This is a genomic window from Allopseudospirillum japonicum, from assembly GCF_900108915.1.
Taxonomy (GTDB): domain Bacteria; phylum Pseudomonadota; class Gammaproteobacteria; order Pseudomonadales; family Halomonadaceae; genus Pseudospirillum; species Pseudospirillum japonicum.
The window spans coordinates 1-23,260 of sequence record NZ_FNYH01000002.1 but is presented as its reverse complement, the minus strand read 5'-3'; the positions used below and the strand labels follow the sequence as shown (position 1 = coordinate 23,260).

Annotated in this window: 17 protein-coding genes, 1 tRNA gene and 1 pseudogene; 8 read left to right on the top strand and 11 right to left on the bottom strand. The window is 47.3% G+C overall.

The features are described from left to right. Positions 1-160: 160 nt before the first annotated feature. From BMX05_RS02415 to pnp, 8 genes and pseudogenes are all read left to right on the top strand, one after another. Positions 161-237, top strand: a tRNA-Met gene (locus BMX05_RS02415). 208 nt (positions 238-445) lie between these two features. Further along, the gene (rimP, locus tag BMX05_RS02410) at positions 446-907 is read left to right on the top strand and encodes a ribosome maturation factor RimP (RefSeq protein WP_093308378.1); all 462 of its coding nucleotides are present in this window, start codon (positions 446-448) and stop codon (positions 905-907) included. Positions 908-950: 43 nt separating this feature from the next. Next, positions 951-2,442: pseudogene (nusA, locus tag BMX05_RS02405) on the top strand (transcription termination factor NusA). A gap of 26 nt (positions 2,443-2,468) precedes the next feature. Then, the gene (infB, locus tag BMX05_RS02400) at positions 2,469-5,054 is read left to right on the top strand and encodes a translation initiation factor IF-2 (protein WP_093308376.1); all 2,586 of its coding nucleotides are present in this window, start codon (positions 2,469-2,471) and stop codon (positions 5,052-5,054) included. Between the two features lie 146 nt (positions 5,055-5,200). Further along, positions 5,201-5,590, top strand: a complete 390-nt coding sequence (gene rbfA / locus BMX05_RS02395) for a 30S ribosome-binding factor RbfA (protein ID WP_093308375.1) — start codon at positions 5,201-5,203, stop codon at positions 5,588-5,590. 27 nt (positions 5,591-5,617) lie between these two features. After that, on the top strand, positions 5,618-6,637 hold the full coding sequence (truB, locus tag BMX05_RS02390; RefSeq protein ID WP_093308374.1) for a tRNA pseudouridine(55) synthase TruB: 1,020 nt from the start codon (positions 5,618-5,620) through the stop codon (positions 6,635-6,637). 303 nt (positions 6,638-6,940) lie between these two features. Further along, positions 6,941-7,210: a 30S ribosomal protein S15 gene (gene rpsO, locus BMX05_RS02385; protein WP_093308373.1), complete on the top strand. Its 270-nt coding sequence runs from the start codon at positions 6,941-6,943 to the stop codon at positions 7,208-7,210. A 207-nt stretch (positions 7,211-7,417) separates the two neighbouring features. Further along, positions 7,418-9,550, top strand: a complete 2,133-nt coding sequence (gene pnp, locus BMX05_RS02380; RefSeq protein ID WP_093308372.1) for a polyribonucleotide nucleotidyltransferase — start codon at positions 7,418-7,420, stop codon at positions 9,548-9,550. 174 nt (positions 9,551-9,724) lie between these two features. Here pnp and gmhB read toward each other — a convergent pair whose 3' ends face one another. From gmhB to BMX05_RS02325, 11 genes are all read right to left on the bottom strand, one after another. Then, complete coding sequence (gene gmhB / locus BMX05_RS02375) at positions 9,725-10,318, bottom strand: D-glycero-beta-D-manno-heptose 1,7-bisphosphate 7-phosphatase (protein WP_093308371.1); 594 nt, start codon at positions 10,316-10,318, stop codon at positions 9,725-9,727. Between the two features lie 173 nt (positions 10,319-10,491). Beyond that, positions 10,492-11,619: a TRAP transporter substrate-binding protein gene (locus BMX05_RS02370; RefSeq protein ID WP_177166750.1), complete on the bottom strand. Its 1,128-nt coding sequence runs from the start codon at positions 11,617-11,619 to the stop codon at positions 10,492-10,494. A 212-nt stretch (positions 11,620-11,831) separates the two neighbouring features. Further along, the gene (gene phoU, locus BMX05_RS02365; RefSeq protein ID WP_093308647.1) at positions 11,832-12,593 is read right to left on the bottom strand and encodes a phosphate signaling complex protein PhoU; all 762 of its coding nucleotides are present in this window, start codon (positions 12,591-12,593) and stop codon (positions 11,832-11,834) included. Positions 12,594-12,664: 71 nt separating this feature from the next. After that, complete coding sequence (gene pstB, locus BMX05_RS02360) at positions 12,665-13,471, bottom strand: phosphate ABC transporter ATP-binding protein PstB (RefSeq protein WP_218138973.1); 807 nt, start codon at positions 13,469-13,471, stop codon at positions 12,665-12,667. Between the two features lie 177 nt (positions 13,472-13,648). Next, positions 13,649-15,325 carry a phosphate ABC transporter permease PstA gene (gene pstA / locus BMX05_RS02355; protein WP_093308369.1) on the bottom strand — a complete coding sequence of 559 codons (1,677 nt, stop codon included), beginning with the start codon at positions 15,323-15,325 and terminating at the stop codon, positions 13,649-13,651. 79 nt (positions 15,326-15,404) lie between these two features. After that, on the bottom strand, positions 15,405-17,687 hold the full coding sequence (locus tag BMX05_RS02350; protein WP_093308368.1) for an ABC transporter permease subunit: 2,283 nt from the start codon (positions 17,685-17,687) through the stop codon (positions 15,405-15,407). Positions 17,688-17,919: 232 nt separating this feature from the next. Then, a complete protein-coding gene (locus BMX05_RS02345; RefSeq protein ID WP_093308367.1) occupies positions 17,920-18,894 on the bottom strand; it encodes a PstS family phosphate ABC transporter substrate-binding protein in 975 nt (324 codons plus the stop codon). 150 nt (positions 18,895-19,044) lie between these two features. Further along, complete coding sequence (locus BMX05_RS02340; RefSeq protein ID WP_093308366.1) at positions 19,045-19,851, bottom strand: 3',5'-cyclic-nucleotide phosphodiesterase; 807 nt, start codon at positions 19,849-19,851, stop codon at positions 19,045-19,047. A 101-nt stretch (positions 19,852-19,952) separates the two neighbouring features. Next, positions 19,953-21,122 carry a restriction endonuclease subunit S gene (locus tag BMX05_RS02335; RefSeq protein ID WP_093308365.1) on the bottom strand — a complete coding sequence of 390 codons (1,170 nt, stop codon included), beginning with the start codon at positions 21,120-21,122 and terminating at the stop codon, positions 19,953-19,955. A 159-nt stretch (positions 21,123-21,281) separates the two neighbouring features. Beyond that, positions 21,282-22,658, bottom strand: a complete 1,377-nt coding sequence (gene mnmE / locus BMX05_RS02330) for a tRNA uridine-5-carboxymethylaminomethyl(34) synthesis GTPase MnmE (protein WP_093308646.1) — start codon at positions 22,656-22,658, stop codon at positions 21,282-21,284. A gap of 98 nt (positions 22,659-22,756) precedes the next feature. Then, a partial coding sequence (locus BMX05_RS02325; RefSeq protein ID WP_143051929.1) for an RNA-guided endonuclease TnpB family protein occupies positions 22,757-23,260 on the bottom strand: 504 nt, incomplete at its 5' end.

Here is a 23,260-nt window from a genome sequence, read left to right as displayed (position 1 = left end):
AGGGCTAGTAGAATCGAACCTGAATAAGGCAAGTTTCTAGCAGTTCAATTAAAGTAGTCGTCACTAGATACCAAGCCTAGCCTTTTGAAATTAAAGTCTTATTTCTCTAAGGTGAATTGACGCTTCAGTCAAACACAGGCTATAATAGTTTTCACGATGATGCGGGGTGGAGCAGCCTGGTAGCTCGTCGGGCTCATAACCCGAAGGTCGTCGGTTCAAATCCGGCCCCCGCTACCACCTTCTAAAGGATACCTAAGTCTATCTAGGCGTACTGCCAAGATTCCATAAAGTAACTTAGGTGTCCTCCGTGCTGCAAGCATTCTGCATTACAGGATTATAGTTTTGGATACCAGAAAGCCCCTTTTTTAAGGGGCTTTTTGTTAGCCGCCTTATACGTCACAGCTAAAAAGCTGCATCGTCAAGCAGCTTATGGGAGCCTATCTTAGTGGCCACGCAAGACTCAAGCTTAAACAAGATTATTCAGCCCCTCGTGGAAGCGATGGGCTTTGAGCTCTGGGGACTAGACTTCCTCGCTAAGGGGAAACAACCCCTACTGCGTATTTATATCGAACATCCTGAAGGTATCAGTGTAGAAGACTGTGCAGATGTCAGCCGGCAAGTCGGTAGTGCATTGGATGTGGAAGATGTCATTCCAGGTCAATATACCTTAGAAGTATCTTCACCAGGAATGGATCGCCCTATTTTCACGCTTGAACAGTATTCAAAACTCATCGGTTATCAAGCCCAAGTGCGCTTACGCATGGCTTTTGAAGGACGGCGTAAATTTGCTGGATGGATCAAAGGGATAGAAAACGGCGAAGTCATTTTGCAAGTGGAAGATCAAGAATATTGCTTCCCTTTTGAGAGCATAGATAAAGCGCGTATCCTGCCACGATTTGATGATTAAACGCATTTGATGAGTTAAACGCATTGTTTGGCGAGGCCAAAGCATGAGCAAAGAAATTTTGTATGTTGTGGACGCTATGTCCAATGAGAAGGGCGTCCCGAAAGAAGTCATTTTTGAGGCCATTGAGATTGCGCTTGCAAGCGCGACTAAAAAGCGCTTTGAAGGTATGGAAGTCAATGTCAGTGTCCATATTGACCGTCAAAAAGGCACTTATGAAACCTTCCGTCGCTGGAATGTCGTTGATAATCAAGATTTTAGTGATCTAGATACAGAGCTCGACTTAACCAGTGCCCAAGAAATCGATCCCCAATTAAATATTGGTGATATTTACCAAGAAAAAATCGAATCTGTCGATTTTGGCCGCATCGCTGCCCAAACTGCCAAGCAAGTTATTTTACAAAAAGTGCGTGAAGCTGAACGCGCAGAAATCGTGCGCGAATACTTAGAACGCAAAGGCGAACTGGTTTCAGGTGTCGTTAAAAAGACCTCACGTGAAGGTATTGTGGTTGACTTAGGCAATAATGCGGAAGCCTTTTTATCTCGGCATGAAATGATCCATGGCGAGAAGTTCCGCATGAATGATAGAGTCCGCGCCATTTTGTATGATGTTGGCCAAAGCACACGCGGTCCGCAACTGTTATTATCACGGACACGTCCGGAAATGCTGATCCAGCTTTTCACCGTGGAAGTGCCTGAAATTGCAGAACAGCTTATCGAAATTAAAGGCGCTGCCAGAGATCCAGGCGCGCGTGCCAAAATTGCGGTAAAAACCAATGATAAGCGCATTGATCCTGTTGGGGCTTGTGTTGGTATGCGAGGCTCTCGTGTACAAGCGGTTTCGACAGAATTACGCAATGAGCGTATTGATATTGTGCTTTGGGATGATGATCCCGCACAACTCGTCATTAATGCGATGGCACCTGCAGAAGTTGCTTCCATTATTATGGACGAAGATACGCACACTATGGATGTTGCAGTAGCTTCAGCTAACCTTGCACAAGCCATTGGCCGTAGTGGACAAAATGTCAAACTCGCGCGCGAGCTCACTGGCTGGCGCATTAATGTCATGACGGAAGAAGAAGCCGGAGCCAAAAAAGAAGAGGAGACAGATAGTCTCATACAATTCTTTATTCAACACCTTGATGTGGACGACGAATTGGCACGTGTCCTTGTGGATGCAGGCTTTACTTCCTTGGAAGAAATTGCCTATGTGCCTTTGGAAGAAATGTTGGAAATCGACGAGTTCGATGAAGACCTAGTTAAAGAGCTACGTGATCGTGCCAAGGATGAGCTACTAACGCAAGCCATCGCTACTGAAGAAAAGCTCGCAGATGCAGATATAGAAGCAGCGTTGTTTGAACTAGAAGGAATGACGCCTGAATTCGCTGCAGCTTTAGCGAGCCGAGATATTACCACCCTAGACGCGCTTGCAGAGCAGTCCATTGATGACCTTCTCGATATTGAAGGTTTGGATGAAGCCACTGCAGGTCAATTAATTATGGCCGCGCGCACCTTGGTTCGCAGATAATGCGTAACAGATCACGGGCACAGGAGAAAAAACATGGCAGAAACCACAGTCAAAGAATTCGCTCAAGCGATCGGGCGGCCTGTTGATCGCTTATTAGAACAGATGAAAGAAGCGGGCTTACCTCACAAAGCTGCTGACGAAGCCGTCGCAGAAAAAGATAAGCAAGCACTTTTAACCTATTTAAAGCGTAGTCACGGTGGCAACAAAGAACCCACTAAAATTACCTTAAAGCGTAAGCGCAAAGTGACCACGACGTTGAAAAGTGGTGATGGTCGTAACAAAAAAACGGTCAGCATCGAAGTCCGCAAAAAGCGCACTTATGTCAACCGTGAAGAAATGGCACGTCAGGAAGAAGAAACCAAGCGCAAAACGGAAGAAGAAGCACGCCTAGCTGCTGAAACCAAGCGTAAGGCAGAAGAAACAGAAACACGCAAAAAAGCGCCACAAAACACGGAACAACATCGACCTAAAAAGCCACAGCCTAAAACAGAAGCACCTGCTCATAAAGGCGCTTCAGGCCAGCAAGAGCGTCCACGTCGTGCGCCAACTGCAAAAAAAGCAGTTGATTTACCGACAACAGAAACACTGGACGTGGAAATCGCACCACCCGAGTTACTTGCAGTGGAAGAAGCGCAAGAACGCCGTAAAGGTGATGCTAAAGCACGCAAAGCCCCTAAAGAAGGTGGTGTTGGTCGTAAATCAGCCGGACGCAAACGCAGTGGCGGCCGTTTTGATGAAGATGATGAGCCAAGAGGTCGTCGTACACCGCGCGAGCGTGAAGAGCCTAAATTGGGTAAGAAAAGCCGCCGTCAACAGGCTGCGGTTAAACCGCGTCAACACGGTTTCGAAAAACCCACAGCACCGATTATCCGTGAGATCGCCATTCCAGAGGCTATCACTGTCGCTGAGCTTGCCGACAAAATGGCAGTAAAAGCAGCGGAAGTGATTAAGGTGATGTTCCAAATGGGTGCTATGGCGACGATCAACCAAGTGATTGATCAAGACACAGCTTCCATTGTGGTCGAAGAAATGGGCCACACGCCTAAGTTAATGCGTGAGAATGCACTAGAAGAAGAAGTGCTCGAAAGCATCAACTATTCAGGCCTAGAGATGACACGCGCACCTGTCGTGACGGTCATGGGTCACGTTGACCACGGTAAAACCTCTTTGCTGGATTATATCCGCCGTACCCGAGTGGCTTCTGGCGAATCAGGAGGCATTACCCAGCATATTGGTGCTTACCATGTAGAAACCGAACACGGTATGGTCACCTTCTTAGATACACCAGGTCACGCCGCCTTTACCGCGATGCGTGCCCGTGGTGCTAAAGCCACTGACGTCGTTGTTTTGGTGGTTGCCGCAGATGATGGTGTCATGCCGCAAACAGTAGAAGCGGTACAACACGCCCGCGCTGCAAATGTGCCGATTGTGGTTGCGGTCAACAAGATTGATAAGCCGGAGGCCGATCCAGATCGCGTCAAAAATGAGCTCTCCCAATACGATGTGATTTCGGAAGAATGGGGTGGGGATACTCAGTTTGTGCATGTATCTGCCAAAAGCGGCGAAGGGATTGATCAGTTACTAGAATCGATTCTTTTAGTCTCTGAAATCCTCGAGCTGACTGCAGTTCCAGAAGCGCCTGGAAAAGGCGTGGTTGTTGAGTCGCGTCTTGATAAAGGTCGTGGTTCCGTATCAACTCTGCTGGTACAAAACGGTACCTTACGCAAAGGGGATATCGTGCTGGCTGGCTTACATTATGGCCGTGTGCGCGCTTTGCTGGATGAAAATGGCCTACCCATTAATGCTGCAGGTCCAGCGATTCCAGTTGAGATTTTAGGTCTTGATGGCACGCCGGAAGCAGGTGATGAATTTACCGTGGTATCAGATGAGAAAAAAGCGCGTGAAGTGGCTTTATTCCGTCAGGGTAAATTCCGCGAAGTCCGTCTGGCACGTCAGCAAAAAGCCAAACTAGAGAATATGTTCTCGCAAATGGGACAAGGCGAAGTTGCTACCTTAAATATCGTCTTAAAGGCCGATGTGCGTGGTTCTTTAGAGGCGATTATTGGTGCTCTAAAAGACCTAGAAACCGAAGAAGTGAAGGTGAATATCGTTTCTTCAGGTGTTGGTGGTATCGCAGAAACAGATGCCAACCTTGCGGTTGCCTCTGAAGCCATTATTCTTGGTTTTAACGTACGTGCGGATGCTTCTGCGCGCAATATTATCGAGCGCGAAGAACTTGATTTACGTTACTACAGCGTGATTTATGAGCTCATCGATCATGTTAAACAAGCAATGACAGGGATGCTTGCCCCCGAGTTTAAAGAAGAAATCGTGGGTATTGCTGAAGTACGGGATGTATTCCGTTCGCCTAAGTTTGGCGCTGTCGCTGGCTGTATGGTTGTGGAAGGCTCTGTCTACCGTAACAAGAAAATCCGTGTCTTACGTGATAACGTGGTCATCTATGAAGGCGAGTTGGAATCCCTACGCCGCTTTAAAGATGATGTCGCCGATGTACGCCAAGGGATGGAATGTGGTATCGGGGTGAAAAACTACAACGATGTCAAAGTAGGCGATAAGATCGAAGTCTTTGATAAAGTGCGCGTTGAACGTGCGCTTTAAGGCTTAATCCTACACGTGCTTGCCTGCACAAAATCACAGTAGCAGGCACTGCATTTTTGATATTTTCGCTGTCAACAAGGCCTAGATGTGCGCTTATGCTAGAACCCAAAGCGCTTTTCTAGGCCGATTTCTAGGTTGTAAAGCCCATGCGTGAATTTAAGCGTACTGATAGGGTTGCAGATCAAATTCAGCGCGAACTTGCGCAGATGATCCAACAAGAGATCAAGGATCCGCGACTGGATGCTTTAGTGACCGTCAGTGGTGTCAAAGTCAGCAAAGACTTAGGCTATGCCGATGTGTATGTCACTATTTTAGGCAAAGAAGATAAACCGCAAATCATTGCGGACAATTTACACATTCTTCAACATGCGGCCGGTTTTATGCGTTCGCAGCTTGGACAAAGAATCAAACTGAGAGTCATGCCCCAACTCCGTTTTCACTATGATGAAACGCTCGTGCGTGGCCGCCATCTTTCTAGTTTGATTGATCAAGCCGTACAAGCAGATCAATCCCGTCAACAAGACGATCAAGCTTAAGATTTCAGTTTTTGAGGAGACTTTCCCATGGCGCGTAAACGCCGCGGACGCCCCTTATCTGGGGTCATTTTTTTAGATAAGCCGCAAGGAATTTCTTCCAACCAAGCCTTGCAAAAGGTCAGACGTTTATTTAATGCCGCCAAAGCCGGCCATACGGGCAATCTAGACCCTATGGCGACGGGTGTTTTGCCTATCTGTTTAGGAGAGGCGACAAAATTTTCTAGCTTTGGCCTGGATGCTGATAAGGGCTACCGTACCAAAATTCGCCTAGGTCAAGCGACGACCACAGGTGATGCCGAAGGTGAACTCATCGCAGAACATCCCCTACCTGTGTTGAGTGAAGCCCAAATCCGCCAAGTACTGACAAGTTTTATTGGCGAGCTTGAACAAGTGCCACCTATGTATTCGGCACTCAAAATTAATGGTCAACCTCTCTACAAGCTGGCACGTCAGGGGATTCAAGTAGAACGTAAACGTCGGCAAATTCGCATTGATGCGATTGAGTTTCTTGCTTGGCAACCCCCAGAACTAGAAATCCAAGTGGCTTGTTCTAAAGGTACCTATATTCGTACCCTCGGGGAGGACATAGGCTCAGCGCTTGATTGTGCGGCTCATTTAACGGCCCTTCGACGTACGCATACCGGGCCATGGAACTTAACGCATACGGTGACTTTGGCTGAGTTGGAAAACTTAGCCCCTAAGGCAGCACAGCTTGCCCTAGCAAGTGAGGCAGAGCTGTCTGCTTTATATCAGACTTTAGATGCAAGCTTACATCCCACAGATGTACTGATTGCAGACTTACCGCGCTTAGATTTAAGTGCGTCTCAAGGTGCGCGTATCCTGCATGGACAAAGCCTTTCATGGGCGCAAGTTCAGGCGGAAGACGCGAATAAAAACGTGAAAAAGCTGGATTTAACGACGGAACTCGGGCAAGATATGCGCCTTTACGCAGCTGGCCTCGGCTTCATTGGTTTGGGGCATCTCGCTGCCACTGGACAAGTTGCACCCAAGCGCTTGTGCAGTACTCCAGTTAGCTCACACGCCTAAATACGCTGTTTGTATCCTTCCCCTTCAAGGGTCTGGACGAGATGTCAGGGAATGCTAACCTTTTAGCTATCCCGAGATGAACTCGCCCTAAAGGCGCCTTGAGGAGGTTTATCTTGGGGTAGATGGCGTATGAATAAGCGGTCAAAGCTGGAGGCTCACGCTGTGTTGTACAGGCTGTTTTCTCTGTAGCCAAATTATCGCCCTTGTGGTGTTCACTACCGAGAGGAATCGCTGTAGATATGCGTGGTTGATTCCGTCGTCGGATTCCTTATTGTTAAGCATATTCATTCGGAGACTTTTTACATGGCACTAACTGCTGAACAGAAAGCTGAAATTTTAAAAGAATACGGCCGTGGCGAGAACGACACAGGTTCTCCTGAAGTGCAAGTTGCTTTGCTCACCCACAATATCAACGGCCTGCAAAAGCACTTTGAACACAACAAAAAAGATCACCACTCACGTCGTGGTTTGATCCGTATGGTTAACCAACGCCGTAAATTGCTTGATTACCTCAAAGGGAAAGATACTGAGCGTTATTCTCAGTTAATCAAGCGTTTAGGTCTGCGCCGCTAAGCAAATTTTGCAACCGGTTTGGCCCCAAGGCTATCAGCTTGACCTACGACCAGGTGAATCAAACAACCCTATCGAGCTTTTCGGTAGGGTTGTTTTTTTTGTACGCAAAAATCCCCCATTTGTTCTCTTTGCTTTTAAAGCACTTGGTTTTAAGATGACAGAGTGCACAAACGACTTATTTATCATTTGATGTGAAAGGAAGTTACCGTGAATCCGGTTAAAAAAACGTTCCAATACGGCCAAAGCAGTGTCACTTTAGAAACTGGGCGTATTGCCCGCCAAGCCACAGGCGCTGTCCTGATTACCATGGATGACACTTCTGTACTTTGTACAGTCGTGGCTAAAAAAGAAGTCCAGGCAGGCGCAGATTTCTTCCCCCTTTCAGTACACTATCAAGAAAAAACCTATGCCATAGGTAAGATTCCCGGTGGCTTCTTTAAACGTGAAGGACGCCCAACAGAAAAAGAAACCCTCACCTCGCGCTTGATTGATCGCCCCATTCGCCCTTTGTTTCCTAAAGGCTTTATGAACGAAGTACAGATTATCTGTACCGTAGTTTCTGCAAGCCGCGGCCAAGATCCTGATATTGCCGCTATGCTTGGTGCTTCTGCAGCCTTAGCTATTTCAGGGATTCCTTTCAAAGGCCCTCTAGGTGCAGCACGCATTGGCTTTAATGAGGCACAAGGTTATTTCCTCAATCCAACACAAGCTCAGCTGGTTGATTCCAAACTGGATATGGTGGTGGCCGGTACGGATGCTGCTGTTCTTATGGTGGAATCAGAAGCCAAAGAACTTACAGAAGATCAAATGCTCGGCGCGGTTTTATTTGGCCATGATGCCATGCAAACTGCGATTGAAAATATTCAAGCCTTTGCCGCAGAAGCCGCCAAACCCGCTTGGGATTGGCAAGCACCGGCAGAAAATACCCAGCTGATTGCAGCCGTACAGGCCTGCGTCGGGGCGCAAATCGGTGAAGCTTACCGCATTACAGATAAAATGCAGCGTTACCAAGCACTGGACGGATTAAAAGCACAGGCAGCGGCCCAACTGGTGACAGATGCTGAAGATGCCCCTAGTGCAGATGCAGTGAAAGCCGCGTTTGCTAAACTGGAAAAACGCATTGTACGCGAGCGCGTGCTCACTGGTGAGCCTCGTATTGATGGCCGTGACCATAAGAGTGTACGCCCATTAAAAATTGAAGTTGGCGTCTTGCCTAAGGTGCACGGCTCTGCTTTATTCACCCGTGGTGAAACACAAGCATTAGTAATTGCCACTTTAGGTACCTCACGCGATGCACAATTAATCGAGTCTTTGGAAGGGGAACATAAGGATAACTTCCTATTCCATTACAATTTCCCTCCTTATTGTGTTGGTGAAGCTGGTTTCCTTGGTGGGCCTAAGCGTCGTGAAATCGGCCATGGCCGTTTGGCACGTCGTGGCGTCCAAGCCATGTTGCCAAGTGAAGCAGATTTCCCTTATACCTTGCGCGTAGTTTCAGAAATTACTGAATCTAACGGCTCCTCTTCTATGGCTTCTGTGTGTGGCTCTTCTCTTGCGCTTATGGATGCCGGTGTGCCTTTGAAAGCCCCTGTTGCAGGTATTGCAATGGGATTGGTGAAGGAAGGTGAGCGTTTCGCCGTATTGACGGATATTCTCGGTGATGAAGACCATTTGGGCGATATGGACTTTAAAGTCGCAGGCAGCACCCAAGGGGTTACCGCGCTCCAGATGGATATCAAAATTGAAGGCATCAATGAAGAAATCATGGAGATTGCTTTACAACAAGCCTACGAAGCCCGTCAGCATATCTTGAAACAAATGAATGCGGTGATTCACACAGGACGTCAGGAAGTTTCCGTCAATGCGCCTGTTATGTTGAGCTTGAAAATTGATCCTGAAAAAATCCGCGATGTCATCGGTAAAGGCGGCGCCACTATTCGTGGTATTTGTGAAGCCACAGGGGCTTCTATTGATATCGAAGACAGTGGCAATGTGCGCATTTATGGGGAAAATAAAACTTCTGCACAAGCGGCTATGGACACCGTATTAGGAATTACCGCAGAAGCAGAGATTAATAAACTCTATCAAGGTAAAGTCACCCGTATTGCTGATTTTGGTGCCTTTGTTGCTTTCTTGCCTGGTCAAGAAGGTCTAGTGCATATTTCACAAATTGATAACAAGCGCGTCAACAGCGTGCGCGATTACCTCAACGAAGGCCAAGAAATTGTGGTCAAAGTTTTGGATATCGACAATCGTGGCCGTGTGAAACTCACGTTGAAAGAAATCACCCCAGAAGAGCAACAAGCCTTCCTTGCAGCACAAGAAGCCGTTGCTGAGTAAAGCGACAAAAAAAGCCCCCTTGATTCAGTGGACCAAGGGGGCTAGTAAGAAAGCGCGATGTGTATTCACATCCGCTCCGTTCACAGAAGTTTTCCTGCAAAACTTCTGTGTCGGAACCCTGAACAGACGCGTATTACTTTAACCTAATTTTATGACAATCAAATGACAGATAAGTCAAGCAGAAGCCGCTTGTTTTGCCTGAGTCCCTAATACCCAGTCTGCAAAATCTGCTAGATCAGCAAAAATCAACGCATCTTTCACATTAGAATCTGGCAACTCTATCAAAGTCTTCTTGCCTTTACCCGTACGTACTAATACAGGCGTGCACCCTTCCGCAGCCCCTGCCTGTAAATCGCGCAATGAGTCCCCCACCATATACACGCCATCAAAGCTTGATAACTCAAAAGCTTGTCCTATCGCGCGGATCATACCAGATCTTGGCTTGCGGCATTCACATAAGCTATCTGGTCCATGCGGACAATATTCAATATGGCTGATATGGCCACCTGCTGCGGTTACCAAATCCAACATTTTTTGGTGCATTTCCCCAAGGATAGCCTCGCTAAAATGCCCACGTGCAACGCCAGATTGATTAGTGGCAATCGCAATTCGCCAACCGGCTTGGCTTAAACGTGCAATCGCTTGAATACTGTAGGGAATGGGAATCCACTCATCAGCGGATTTAACAAAGGCGTCCGAGTCATAATTAATGACGCCATCACGATCTAAAATAATGACTTGGCTAGTCTCAGGCTGGCAATCAGACATGATGATGTTGAGGTTTGACCTTCTGTAAGTGAATGAATGTATCTGAAGAGGTTATGCAAAACTTCCTGTTTAAATCACATCGGCGCGCATTATACGAACTTCAATGCAAATACCAAGTGTAAAAATAACAAAACCCCAGTCTTTTCCAGCACTGGGGGATTAAATCACTGAATTTATTGTGCTTTAAAATTCGTATCAAAACGTCCGTTTAGGAAGGCACGTTCCGAGATCGACTGATAACGCTCAATTTGATCACGGAAAGCGATAAAAGAATCATACACACGGCGCGTAAGATCGCTTTGCTTGGCCTGCTCAAACACGACCTCTTCTGACAAGGTACGCAGCTGACGGTAAGCATCTTGCGGCAGCTCACGTAACTCAACACCATGTTTATTGACTAACTCATCTAACGCTTGTGCATTACGGAAAGTCAGCTCGTCCATCATCGTTTGCGTCGCAGCGCGTGTAGCTGTCATCACAATTTGCTGCAGGTCTTCCGGTAGCTGCTCAAAGGCTTTTTGGTTGATCATACATTCCATCGCGGAACCTGGCTCATGCCAACCTGGGTAGTAATAGTATTTTGCTGCTTGATGCAAGCCAAAGGCCAAATCATTGTAAGGACCAACCCACTCAGTCGCGTCAATCGCACCGGTTTTTAAGGCTGTAAATAGCTCACCACCTGGTAAACTGACGGCGGTTCCTCCGATACGGTTGAGTACCTCACCGCCTAAGCCTGGAATACGCATTTTCAAGCCTTTTAAATCCTCAAGCGAGTTGATTTCTTTATTAAACCAACCTGCCATCTGGACACCTGTATTCCCTGCCGTCGTGGGAATCAAGCCAAAAGGTGCGTACACCTCTTTCCACAGCTCCATGCCACCGCCGTAATGAATCCAGCTATTAATTTCTTGTGCATTTAAACCAAAAGGAACCGCACAGAAAAATTGGGCGGCAGGTGCTTTGCCTTTCCAATAATAGGAAGCCGAATGCCCCATTTGCGCTGTACCTTGAGATACAGCATCAAACACTTCTAAAGCGGGTACAAGTTCACCTGCACCATACACTTTCACTTTCAAGCGTCCCCCACTCATGCGTGTGATGGTATCCGCTAGATAATTGGCAGAGGTGCCTAAACCTGGAAAGTTTTTCGGCCAAGAAGTCACCATCTTCCATTCAAAGGTTTCATTTTTTGCTGGCGCAACCTGAGCAGGCGCACTTGCTGGGGTTTTGTCCTGACAGCCGGCCACTAAAGCACCTGCTGCACCCACTCCTAAAGCAGTAATAAACTGACGACGTTCCACGAAGCATTCTCCACATATAACCAGCTTAGCGTGAAGCTCACGCTGTAAGCAGGTGATCCAAAAAGTGCATCTTTTTTGCGCAAGATGCAGGCTTACTTTTTGAATATACTATTTTTCAACCACAGCCTCTATGCTTTGCACTCGCTTATCCTAGTAGAACCAACAAAAACGGCAGCCTTTTAGGCTGCCGCTTGGTACGATGTGTTGAAGGTTTAGCTGTCCTCTTTGGAGTTTTTCAGATGATCTGCTAATAAATTATCACGCAGGCTCTCTTCAATCGCTTCTGGTGAAGAGTGGCGCACATCCATCCCTTTGACCAAATAAATCACATATTCAGCGATATTATTGGAGTGATCACCAATACGCTCTAACGCGCGCAATACCCACATGATGTTGAGTACGCGCGAGATAGAACGTGGATCTTCCATCATAAAAGTGACTAAGGCACGTGTTGCTGAACGGTATTCAAGATCAACGGTTTTGTCTTCATGGACCACTTGCACCGCTAGTTGGGTATCAAAGCGCGCAAACGCATTCAGCGCATCTTGCACCATTTTACGTACTTGATTGCCGATATGACGCGCTTCAATATAACCACGAGGTGATTCGCCTTCCTCGACCAAATGCATCGCATGACGCGCAATTTTCGAAGCTTCATCACCGATACGTTCTAAATCACCGGTTGCACGAATCACCGCTAGAATCAAACGCAAATCAGAAGCTGCCGGCTGGCGACGCGCTAAAATACGCGTACATTCTTCATCAATCGTTAGCTGCATTTGATTGATGGCTTTATCATTTTGACGCACTTTGGCGGCAATCGTACTATCGCCTTCAATCAGGGCATAGATAGCATCAGTGACTTGTTTTTCTACCAAACCACCCATAGCCAGCAAGTTGCTACGGATTTCTTCCAGTTCTTGGTTAAACTGCTGGGAAATATGGGTACTATGGGTTTCACTGGTCATTTTCATATTGGTCATTGTGCTGGTATCCATAAAATAATCACTGCCTCTTGCAAGCTGGTATTAAAGAGAAGGCGACCTCAACCATAACGACCGGTAATATAATCTTCGGTTTTCTTCTCTGTTGGATTGGTGAACAAGGTATCTGTGTTACCAAACTCAATCAGATTCCCCATATACATAAAGGCAGTGTAATCAGAAACCCGTGCCGCCTGTTGCATATTGTGCGTCACAATCACAATAGTGAAATCATCTTTCAGATCATTAATCAGTTCTTCGATTTTTAGGGTAGAAATCGGATCCAGTGCAGAGGCTGGCTCATCCAACAATAACACCTCAGGTTTCACTGCGATAGTACGCGCAATCACCAAACGCTGTTGTTGACCACCAGACATACCCAAAGCCGACTCATGCAAACGATCTTTGACTTCATCCCATAAAGCGGCAGAACGCAACGCCCATTCTACAGTTTCATCAATCAGGCGCTTTTTGTTAATCCCTTGAATACGTAAACCATAGGCTACGTTCTCATAAATGGATTTTGGGAAGGGGTTTGGCTTTTGGAACACCATGCCGACACGACGACGCAAGTCGGTAATATCCATACCTTTTTCAAAGATATTTTGATTGTCGATATTGATTTCACCTTCAATACGACACCCATCCACCAAATCATTCATGCGGTTAAAAGAACGCAACAAGGTGGATTTACCACAACCGGAAGGACCGATAAAAGCGGTGACCCGTTTTTTCGGGATGCGCATATTAACATCAAACAGCGCTTGTTTATCGCCATAAAACAGGTTCATATTACGCACATCAATACAGACGTCTTCTTGTTCCAAGGTACGCGTACTGACACCACGGTTTAGTGAAGAAATATCCATTGCATGCCCCTTGCTAGCTTCGTTGACTGTGCTGGCTGGGTCTTGATCTCTCTCAATAGCTTGCGCTTCCATCATTTTTCTCTCATGGGTTGCACTAAAGATTGCATCTCTAGCGGGGCTATTTGCCATCTGGTGAGCTGGTTACAGCTCACCAACTTACTGATATACCTAGCTGGCTTAGCTTTCTAACGCCTTATATTTCTCACGTAGATGATTACGGATGGCAATTGCAGATAAGTTAAGCAGTGCAATAATGACCACCAATAAAAGTGCGGTTGCGTATACCAAAGGACGCGCCGCTTCTACGTTAGGGCTTTGAAAACCTACATCATAGATATGGAAACCTAGGTGCATAAACTTCTGATCCAAATGGATGAACGGATAATTTCCATCCAAAGGTAAAGAAGGCGCTAGCTTCACCACACCCACCAACATCAAAGGTGCTACCTCCCCCGCTGCACGAGCCACAGCCAGAATCACCCCAGTCATCATGGCAGGACTTGCCATTGGCAACACCACACGCCACAAGGTTTCTGCTTTGGTTGCCCCTAGGGCTAAAGAACCTTCACGCACTGTGCGTGGAATCCGTGCTAAACCTTCCTCTGTAGCCACGATCACCACAGGGACCGTCAGTAAGGCAAGAGTCAAAGAAGCCCACATCAAACCTGGAGTACCAAAAGTCGGCGCGGGTAAAGCTTCTGGGAAGAAGAGATCATCCATATGTCCACCCAAGAAGTAGACAAAGAAGCCCAAACCAAAGACCCCATAAACAATGGAGGGTACGCCAGCTAGATTGTTCACCGCAATCCGAATCACCCGAGTAATAAAACCTTGCTTGGCGTATTCACGTAGATAAACCGCAGCGACCACACCAAAAGGCGTCACCATCACAGACATCAAAAGTACCATCATCACAGTACCAAAGATGGCAGGGAAAATACCCCCTTCTGTATTGGCTTCGCGCGGCTCATCACTGAGAAACTCCCACAGTTTAGCACCATAGAAAGCAAACTTACCCCCTAAGCCCATGGCGTTGGGTTGATACGCACGCACCACCTTACTAAAGTAAATTTCGGTTGTGCGGCCATCCTGCACTTGGGCCACAAAGCTATCACGGTTAAATTCTTTATTCAGATCCGCTAAACGCGCTTCCAGTGCGTGATATTCCTGTTGGTAGCTTTGACGCTCAGCATCTAATTCCGCTAGATTTTCTGGCGTATCCTTACCTTCTAGCTCTAAACGACGCTGTTTAAGACGTAAACGCTCCAATGCATAGTTAATGCTACCAATTTCGTGTTTTTCGATTTGGTAGATAGCCTCATGAATCGTTAAAGCACGCTCGATACGCGCTTGAAACTCATCCCAAATGCGGTTCTCACCTGCATTTTGCTCGGCAACGGTCACACCGGCTTCTTTGACTGCCAGCAAGTAACCATAAAAATTCCCCCATTCACGACGTTCAATCGCTATGAGGTTTTCAGGATAAGTTCGCTCAACAATATTACGATCTAAAACCCAGCTAAAATCACTGCCGTAAACATCACGGTTACCGATTTTCACCAAGTGACGATCCACAAAGGTGGCAGATTCTGGTAACTCAATCCCTGCAGAACGCAACTGAGCAGCAGAAACTTCTTCCGTATCAACAATTTCACCAATTAATAGCGAAGTATTGCCATTAGGTGCCTGAATTTGTGCTTCCACAATCGAAGCCGGCCAAAAGTGGCCCAAACCACGCACTGCAATCAAAGCCAACAGGCCGATGACCATAATCACGCTGATGGCTACCGCACCTGCGTTGAGCCACACCCAAGGGGTGCCACTTTTGAGCCATTTATCTAGGGGTTGTCGCATGCTATCACCTTGATAACGACCTGCCAGCGATAACTAGCAGGTGATCACCTTATTCAATCTCGCCTCAAAGCATCTCGCCTTAGAGGGCACCGTATTTTTTACGCAGGCGTTGACGCACAATTTCTGCCGCTGTGTTGACCACAAAGGTGAACATAAAGAGTACGAAAGCGGCTAAGAAAAGAATGCGATAATGCGAACTGCCCACTTCAGATTCAGGAACTTCCACGGCAATGTTCGCTGCCAGGGTGCGCATCCCTTCAAAGATATTGGCGTCCATAATCGGGGTGTTCCCTGTCGCCATCAGCACGATCATAGTTTCCCCTACAGCACGCCCCATCCCTATCATCACGGCGGAGAAAATCCCCGGACTCGCAGTCGGCAGCACCACACGGACGAGAGTTTGCCAAGGCGTTGCCCCCAGTGCCAAAGAACCATGCGATAAATGCTTAGGCACACTGAAGATGGCATCTTCTGCGATAGAGAAAATGGTTGGAATCACCGCAAACCCCATCGCCAACCCGACGACTAAAGCGTTACGTTGATCAAAAGGAATCCCTAAATCATTGGTCAACCAAGCACGCATATCCCCATTAAAGAACCATTGTTCTAGAGGATGCGACATGGCGATCGAAACCCAAGCAATCACAAGCACCACAGGAATCAAAATAGCCGCATCCCAACCTTCAGGTAGCATATGGCGGATTTGACGCGGCATATTCACCCAAGCAAAGGAAGCCGCCACTATCCCTATCGGCATCAAGATTAAGAGGGCAAAAATCCCAGGCAGATTCAGCTCGATAAAAGGCGCCAAGAAAAGACCGGCAAGGAAACCCAAAATGACCGTTGGCAAGGCTTCCATTAGCTCAATCACAGGCTTGACTTTGCGACGCATTGAAGGCGCCATAAAGTGTGCGGTATAAATTGCGCCACAAATGGCCAAAGGTGTCGCAATCAGCATAGCATAAAATGCCGCTTTTAACGTACCGAAAGCCAAAGGCATTAAACTAAATTTGGGTTCAAATTCATTGTTCGATGCAGAAGATTGCCAAGTGTAGCTCGGCTCATCATAAGATTCGTACCAAACCTCACCCCATAATGAATGCCAAGACACCTCGGGATGCTCATTATCCACATGGAATTTTTGGATTTGACCGGCTTGGTTCAAACTCAGTAAAACATCGGCACGCGGGCTGATACTAATCAGATTGCTGGTGCCTTTTACTAGCGTTTCTTGTAGTAAAGTACGCTCGGCAGTGGTGTTATAGACACCGATCATGCCTTGCGCATCGACAGCTAAAAAGCCTTTGCGTCTATGCTCAACACTGATATTGACAATCGGTGCTTGGCCTAACTGGAATTCACGGATCGGTTGGAGTTTGTATTGGCCAAGGTTTTGTTGATCACGCACCATAAACCATTGGCTGATTTTCCCTTGGCTATCACCAATTAATAGGGAAATACCACCCAATAACAGTTTAGCTTCGGTAATACGCTGGCCTTGGGCAACCGCTTGCACTCGATCCGCTAAACGTGCTTGTGCACCTGCTTTCAGATCAAACACATCCAAGTTGCCATCTTCGAGCACCACATAAAACCAACGCTGCGACGGACCAATATGTAAGCTTAAAACACCTTGCTCACGTACAGGCAACTCAATGCTTTTTTGGACTAACTGAACTTCCATGGTGAGGAAGTCTTCTTCTTTCACGTATTGCGTAATGGGTGTACGTCCGTCTTGGGTCACAGCCGCTAGGGTTAAACCAGCTTCTGTGTCACGAATCGCCAATTTTGTCAAAGGTGCCCCTTGTGTATCGACTTCCATTGGTTGTTCGCCATAAGGAAAATCGAGAAAAGGTGAAATCACTCGCTGATCATTGGGATAAGTAATTTTATATCTGTGCTTAAAAATCAAAGTTTGCCCGTTGGATAAACCCAAAGCCAACAAGTGACTGGCAGCAGATCCTTCGGCAAAACTGGTAATTTCTACACCTTGTGGCACAGGTAAGCTCTGGCGCTTGACGGTATTGCCTGTCAGGGTATCGAAAAAGACGACTTCGCCATTTGCAGTGACTTGCATAGCGATTTCGGCTTGTTCTTCCATGGTCATATAAAGCGTCTGTGCAGAAGTAACGGGCACAGTGTACGTCGCTTGCTGCTCAATCGAGGCAGAGCGAAATAAAGGAATGACTTCGTATAACAGGTATAGGAAGATCAAAAGGATCGCAATAATGACGCTGATCCCACCGACGCCAACACCCACAGTGGCCGCTTTATCTTTGGTACGACGTATCCGTCGATGCAAAACAGCCGCAGGGGTATTGAAGTCCAACTCGGGTACGGAGGTTGGGCTTGTCTCTTTCATAATGCTCATGAAGACTAGAGTTAGATGAGTCGTTGACAGGGAAGCCCCGTCTCCTAACACCCGTTAGCAAGCTAACAGGTGCTTAATCTAGCGGATGACGCCAAAAGCTAGAATCCGTGTGCAAGTTGCGCCTCAGAAATGATACGAGGGATGAGCGCTAGGCACTCACCCCTCGATTTACGAGTGCGCTCACTCGCTTGCGCGTACCAAGGAAGCACACGCCTCAATGGGTTTACTCAATGCCCAAACGCTTCATAGTGGCATTGACCACTTTAGCAGGTAGCGGAATATAGCCATCTTTTACGACGACTTCTTGACCAACACGTGACATCACCAATTTCACAAATTCACGCTCTAAAGGCGCAAGCTCGGCATTGGGCTTTTTGTTCACATAAACGTACAAAAAGCGTGCCAGTGGATAAGCGCCTGTGGTGGCGTTGTCAGCGGTCGCTTCAACAAAAGGCTGGCCTTCTTGTTTTGCCAAAGGTAAGGCGCGCACACTTGCGGTTTTATAACCAATACCAGAGTAACCAATTGCATTAATCGAGGTAGACACAGACTGTACAACTGAGGCAGAACCTGGCTGCTCGTTTACGTTATTTTTAAAGTCGCCTTTACATAAAGCCGCGCCTTTGAAATAACCATAAGTCCCAGACACTGAGTTACGGCCAAACAGTTGGATATCACGCTTAGCCCAATCACCGCTCAAACCGATGTCACCCCATTTTGCTGCATCTTGCACTGCACCACATTTGCGCGTGGAGGAGAAAATCGCGTCAACTTGTGAAATAGATAAACCTTTGATGGGGTTATCTTTATGTACAAAAACTGCTAGAGCATCGATCGCGACAGGTACAGGCGTGGGCTTATAGCCATATTTGTTTTCGAAGGCTTCAATTTCTTTATCCTTCATCTTACGCGACATAGGACCTAGATTTGCAGTACCTTCAGTCAAAGCAGGCGGCGCAGTGGAAGAACCCGCTGCTTGAATCTGGATGTTCACGTTAGGATAGGTACGCTTAAACTCTTCTGCCCACAAGGTCATCAAGTTAGCGAGGGTGTCAGAACCAACAGAAGAAAGGTTACCAGAAACACCACTTGCTTTCGTGTATTCAGGTAGCGCAGGATCCACTTCGGTTGCTGCGTAGGCGGTAGATAAGCTTGCTGCAGTCACTGACAAAGCCAGCGCGAGTTTTGTTAATTTCATACCAGTCTCCAAAACAAGGTACATCCAAGGTAAGCGCTTTGCCGACGGCCTCACAGCAGGCACAGGCCGCCGAACTCTTGAAGGAGACTATAGGGTGAAAATATGACAACTTTGTTAAAATGGCTTTTGATTCGGTACGGCTAGCCAGTTTTAGGACACCGGCTGACGTTCACTTGTATGGAAGGTTAAAAGATCCCCTTCTTGTAACAAAGTGAAGGTTTCCACCGGCAAATGCATCGCCAATTGGTCGCGAATAGCCTGTGCATATCTGGGTTTCAGGTGAGAAATATAAAAGTGGGCTATCTGGGGCAAACCTTGATGTAAGTGTTTAATATCTAAAGGTGTCATATGCCCAGATTGGCGTGCCAAAGCTTGTAGATGATCTGGGAGAGCACACTCAATGATGATGGCATCCAGTGTTTGATAACCTTGTAAATGCTGTGTTAATAAGGCAAGTGCCGTGTCATCCCCGCCAGTATCGCCACATACAGCAACACAGGCTTGCGCATCTTGCACCACGTACCCTACACAGGGCACCACATGCTGTAACGCAAAAGGCGTTATCTGCAGCCCATCCAACCTTAATTTTTGCTGTGCCTTAATGGGATGCCAGTGCATCACGGGCGCATTTTCATCTGGTAGACGGCTAAAATCTGGCCAAATATGCCAATTGAAAATATGCGCTTGTAACTGATGTTGGACTTCGGCAAGCGCAAAAACCTGTAAAGGGTGATATTGGAAATGTTCAAACTGGCTATCTAATAAAAAAGGTAAAAAAGCAATATGATCTAAATGGGCGTGCGTAAGAAACACTTGGCGAATCTCAGCCAACTGCGCAGAGCTCAAGTGGCCTAGGCCACTACCGGCATCGATCAAGGTATCTTGATTGATTAAAAAAGCCGTGGTTGCCCCTGCTTCCCCTATCCCTCCTTGACATCCTAGAACCTGAATTTGCATGCCAAAGGCCCTCTACGCTATTTAATTTTGATACCTTACCCTTGTTTGATCGGCATAAAAAGCCTTGCCAAGACGCAGGTGGCTCAATCAGCAACATGGGCTTAAGCCACCTTCACTCGGCGCTTGCCTGTTAATAATTGCTGCATTAGGGCTTGCTTCTCTTGCTTGAACGCTTCCAGCTTTTGTTGCAGGGTGGTGATTTCCTGATCGGCGGTAGAAAGTACGGCCGCGATTTTTTGTTGTTCTTCCAATGGTGGAATATTTACACGCAACACTTCCAGATCTTTTGGATACACATGAGGCTGAGCACCACCACTTTGCAGGGAATATATTTTCAACTGCATATGCGACATCAGTTGATAAATAAAGCGAATATCCGAATTAGCTTTACTAGTAACAACTGAGCAATCAGATGCCCATAGTTTATAAGGATGATACGCTACATATCCTGCGTACGCGCCGCTTGCACTAACGGTTATCACATTCTCATGTGTAAATTTTTTATGATTATAGGGACTGCTTTTACCTCCAGCGATAACCGGATAATCACCATCTATCAAATCCTTACTGCTTAACGCTTTACCTTTAGTGATTTTCCCCAAATCACTAAGATAACCGTGAATCCACTCCCCACTAAACCTTTTCCCATTTTGATCCAGCAGGCGTTTTTTGCCGGTTAGCAATTGTTGCATTAGGGCTTTTTTCTGCTGCTGGCTATTGGCAAGCAGATGTTGGGTGGTGGTAATAGCCTTATCCCAAGTAGAAAGGATTTGGGCGATTTTTTTTTGTTCAGGGAGGGGGGGTATAAGCCCAATAACTGAACACAAGCGATCTGGTGAAGTATGCTTCACTTTCGTTCCGGTTGATTGTTCCGTTATCTGCTTTCTAGTAGATGGAGCATTGAAAAATAAGTATAAGAATTCAATAGCGATCTGTTCTGGAGCGGTGATCTGAACTAAGCCAAGTCGCTGATTATGTAGATACTTGTGATTTTCTGGAACAAAAAGTGCGCTACCCAAAAGACCTTCGGCCTGCTCAGTCATTGCAAGGAGCATATCTCCTTTTTTCAGCAAATACCCATCCGGCACATCTCCAACATAGTATTTTGTCTTTCCACCTTGATCCCTAAAACCGCCAGATTCATTAAAACTACCTGGCGTTAGTAAAATATAATCACCGCAATCGGTAAAAAACTCACTTTTGAAAGCAAACCCGTGCTTGACGTTTATTAGTCCTTGAAGATCTCTTTTTTCCCACCCATTAGGCACCATAACCTAACCTCTTTAAATAATAACGGATACAACCCACCCCCTCCTAACCTCCCCCTTCACAGGGGGAGGCGTAAAATGCACTCCCAAAGCTCCCTCCCCTACAAAGGGGAGGGCTGGGGTGGGGTCCCTGCTTTTCTAAAAAGGGACAAGCTGAGGTCTTTATTTACCAATACAAAAAGAACTAAATATTTTGCCTAACAGATCATCCGCACTCACTGCACCGGTAATTTCTCCTAGCGCTTGTTGGGCACGGCGTAAATCCTCCGCAAGCAACTCGCCTGCACCTAGATTTTCTAACTGGTAGCGCCCTTCATATAAAGCCTGCTCCGCTTGTGTCAGTGCATCCAGATGCCGGCGACGTGCCGAAAAATGTCCTTCTGTGGTGCCTTGAAAGCCCATCACTTGTTTTAAGTGCTCACGTAGCACATCTATGCCTTGTTGATGCTTAGCCGCAAGACGAATAATTGGCGTGCTAGCAGTTACATCCAGCCCAAGTGCTTCTTGAGTTTTATCTACCTTATTGCGAATCACAGTGACTTTATGACTGGCCGGAAAACGCTCTACAAATTCTGGCCAAATCTGATAAGGGTCCGTTGCTTGGGTTTCGCTAGCATCAACCAGCAACAAAACGCGATCTGCGGCAGCAATTTCTGACCAAGCACGCTCGACACCAATGCGCTCAACCACATCTTGGGTCTCCCTCAACCCAGCCGTATCCACAATATGAACAGGCATTCCTTCAATATGAATATATTCACGCAACACATCCCGAGTGGTGCCTGCAATCTCGGTCACAATCGCAGATTCACGCCCCGCTAATGCATTGAGTAAGCTAGATTTCCCTGCATTCGGTCGTCCAGCAAGTACCACAGTCATGCCATCACGTAACAAAGCCCCTTGGGTCGCGCTAGCTTTCACCTTAGCAAGTTGTGCAATAATCCCTGCTAAATCCGCACTCACTTTACCATCACTAATAAAATCGATTTCTTCTTCCGGAAAATCTATCGCCGCCTCAACATAGATACGCAGCTGGGTCACTTGTTCAACGAGGGCCACAATGGCTTGAGAAAACTCCCCTTGCAAAGAACGCAACGCATTATCTGCCGCTTGTTGGGAGCTGGCTTCAATCAAATCAGCAATCGCTTCTGCTTGTGCTAAATCGAGTTTGTCATTTAAAAAAGCACGCTCGGAAAACTCACCAGGGCGTGCCATACGTGCTCCTAACGCAAGCACACTTTGCAAAAGGCGATCCATCAACACAGGCCCGCCATGCCCTTGTAACTCGACGACGTCTTCCCCTGTAAAAGAATGCGGCGCTGGAAACCAGAGACAAATTCCCTCATCGAGCAAGCGACCTTGCGCATCGTACCAAGGGCCATAATGCGCATAACGCGGTTTCATGGCGCTGCGCTGGCTGAGTTGTAAACCGATTTGCTGGCTTAAAGGGCCAGAAATACGAATCATACCCACACCGCCGCGACCTGGTGCAGTGGCAAGGGCGGCGATGGTTTCTTGTGTGTGTGTTGAGGACATAATCACCTGTACTAATAGGAGAGCCTGACCTTCCCATCCTGAGATCAAGCAAGGCTTTAAGGTTGACATCCTCCCCTCCCTAAAGGAAGGGGATTCCCAATTCATCGAGAACCGGACACGGAGACTGACCCCATGCCACTTACATTCTCTCCAAGGGCTAACACCGCCAGCCCGGCGGCTTTAATGTTGGTCGCGGCGTTAATGTCGCGGTCATGGTCTGCGCCACATTCGGGGCAGCGCCATTGCCTGACCGACAACGGCAGCGACGATAAGGTATGTCCGCAACCCGAACAGCGTTTGGAGCTAGGGAACCACTGGTCAATAGCGACCAGTGAGCGCCCAGCCCATTCCGCCTTGTACGCCAACTGGCGCACGAACTCGCCCCAGCCAGCGTCAGCAATGGCCTTGCTCAGTTTCGGGTTGCGGATCATGTTTTTCACTTTCAGGGATTCGACGCAGATCACTTGGTTCTCGTTAATCAATCTGCGGGACAGCTTGTGCAAGTTGTCCTGCCGGCAATCGGAGATTTTGGCGTGAAGTTTCGCCACCTTCTGTCGGGCCTTGGCGCGGTTGGCCGAGCCGAGCTTTTTCTTGCTCAGCCGGCG

Excerpts from the sequence above, each read along its gene's own strand:
- pstA (WP_093308369.1), bottom strand. The coding sequence starts at position 15,325 with ATGCGACAACCCCTAGATAAATGGCTCAAAAGTGGCACCCCTTGGGTG.
- truB (WP_093308374.1), top strand. The coding sequence starts at position 5,618 with ATGGCGCGTAAACGCCGCGGACGCCCCTTATCTGGGGTCATTTTTTTA.
- BMX05_RS02350 (WP_093308368.1), bottom strand. The coding sequence starts at position 17,687 with ATGAAAGAGACAAGCCCAACCTCCGTACCCGAGTTGGACTTCAATACC.
- infB (WP_093308376.1), top strand. The coding sequence starts at position 2,469 with ATGGCAGAAACCACAGTCAAAGAATTCGCTCAAGCGATCGGGCGGCCT.
- BMX05_RS02345 (WP_093308367.1), bottom strand. The coding sequence starts at position 18,894 with ATGAAATTAACAAAACTCGCGCTGGCTTTGTCAGTGACTGCAGCAAGC.
- gmhB (WP_093308371.1), bottom strand. The coding sequence starts at position 10,318 with ATGTCTGATTGCCAGCCTGAGACTAGCCAAGTCATTATTTTAGATCGT.
- rbfA (WP_093308375.1), top strand. The coding sequence starts at position 5,201 with ATGCGTGAATTTAAGCGTACTGATAGGGTTGCAGATCAAATTCAGCGC.
- BMX05_RS02335 (WP_093308365.1), bottom strand. The coding sequence starts at position 21,122 with ATGGTGCCTAATGGGTGGGAAAAAAGAGATCTTCAAGGACTAATAAAC.
- rpsO (WP_093308373.1), top strand. The coding sequence starts at position 6,941 with ATGGCACTAACTGCTGAACAGAAAGCTGAAATTTTAAAAGAATACGGC.
- BMX05_RS02340 (WP_093308366.1), bottom strand. The coding sequence starts at position 19,851 with ATGCAAATTCAGGTTCTAGGATGTCAAGGAGGGATAGGGGAAGCAGGG.
- phoU (WP_093308647.1), bottom strand. The coding sequence starts at position 12,593 with ATGAAAATGACCAGTGAAACCCATAGTACCCATATTTCCCAGCAGTTT.
- pstB (WP_218138973.1), bottom strand. The coding sequence starts at position 13,471 with ATGGATATTTCTTCACTAAACCGTGGTGTCAGTACGCGTACCTTGGAA.